The organism is Chloroflexota bacterium (assembly GCA_015478725.1).
Taxonomy (GTDB): Bacteria; Chloroflexota; Limnocylindria; order Limnocylindrales; family CSP1-4; genus C-114.
Genome location: JADMIG010000119.1, coordinates 1 through 1,365, shown reverse-complemented (window position 1 = coordinate 1,365; position 1,365 = coordinate 1). Strand labels below are relative to the sequence as shown.

Here is a 1,365-nt window from a genome sequence, read left to right as displayed (position 1 = left end):
GGTGGCGGCTCCTCGCCAGGTCCGGTTCCCACCCCAGACTTTGCGGTTCACCACCGCGGGCCGGATGGCTTGTTCGCCTCTCCAGTTGGTGGCGTCGATGTCGGTGTCGTCGAGGAAGGTGAACAGCGCGTCGGCTTCGTTGACGAGGTGTTTGACTAGACGGCGGTTGGCGTCGTGGGGGTGGGCGGCTTCGGCGATCAGCTCGATGAGTTCGGCCAGGTCGTCGATGACGGCCCGGCGTTCGTCGGCCGGCAGGTCGCGGGCGTCGAGGGCTTGGAGGAGGATGTGCTTGATCTCCCGGGGGGTGGCTCTGGCCCATGCCGGCAGGTCGGATTCCATCTCGGTGCAGCGTCGGAGGAGATGGGCGATGCAGGTCTGGTGGCGGGCGGCCTGGTAGCGGCGGTAGACCGCCCAGCCGTCGCGGACGAGGGTGCCGGTGTAGTTGTCGTCGAGGAGCACGGTGGCCTGGTCGAAGCCTCGGCCGTCGGCCACGTTGTAGGCGGTCGCCTCTTTCGAGGTCGCCGTCCACAGCCAGGCGCCCTCGGCGTCGACCCGCCAGCCGGTCTCGTCCATCACGACCATTGCCGCGGTGTTGATCCGATCGACGATGGCGGCGTGCACCGGGACAAGATCGGTGCCGGTGGACTGGGCGGACGAAGACAGGGCGCCGGCGGTGACCGGAACTCCGAGACGGCCGAGCACCTGGGTGGTCTTGGCGAAGCTCAACCCCAACGCGTAGTGGAGCCACACGCCCAGGCTCTTGGCGTGGGGACCGATCTGGCTGGCGGCGGCCCCCAACGCGTCCGACGTCTGCTCGACGTGTCGGCCCTGGACCCGCCGCTGGCAGTTCCGACAGCGGCCCACCCCGATCGTGAACCGGGTGACCACCGGTCGGACATCGGGCAGCTCGGTCTGGAACTGCTCGACGTCACGCTCATGGTCGACGACACCGCCGCAGCCCGGACAGCACGCCGGCAGCGGCGCCGACAACTCCCGGTCGACCGGCCCGACCGGCACCGCCCGATGCCCATGCTGACCGTGGTTCTTCCCCGACCGACGCCCCGGCCGCTTCGGCTCCTCGACCGGCAGACCCTTCGAGAACGGTGCCGCCTGACGCTTCCCGGACCGCCGGCTGTCCTCCAACAGCTTCTCCAACTCGGCCACACGCGCATCGCGCACGGCCAGCGTTTCAGTCAGTTCCGCGATCCGATCGACCTGCGACTCGACCGCCCTGCGCAGCGCCGACACCTCACCCGTCAACGCTGCAAGCGCAGCCGCCGTACCGCCCTGAGAGGAATCGCGCGCCGGAATTCCCCACGGTACGCGCGGAACCCGACCAGGCGGTGGACCCCGCTATCCAATTAC

At 69.5% G+C, this 1,365-nt stretch carries 1 protein-coding gene; it reads right to left on the bottom strand.

What is annotated here, in order from left to right:
• Positions 1 to 1,155 (bottom strand): IS66 family transposase (locus tag IVW53_16030; GenBank protein MBF6607070.1); only part of this gene is annotated, 1,155 nt, incomplete at its 3' end.
• Positions 1,156 to 1,365 lie beyond the last annotated feature (210 nt).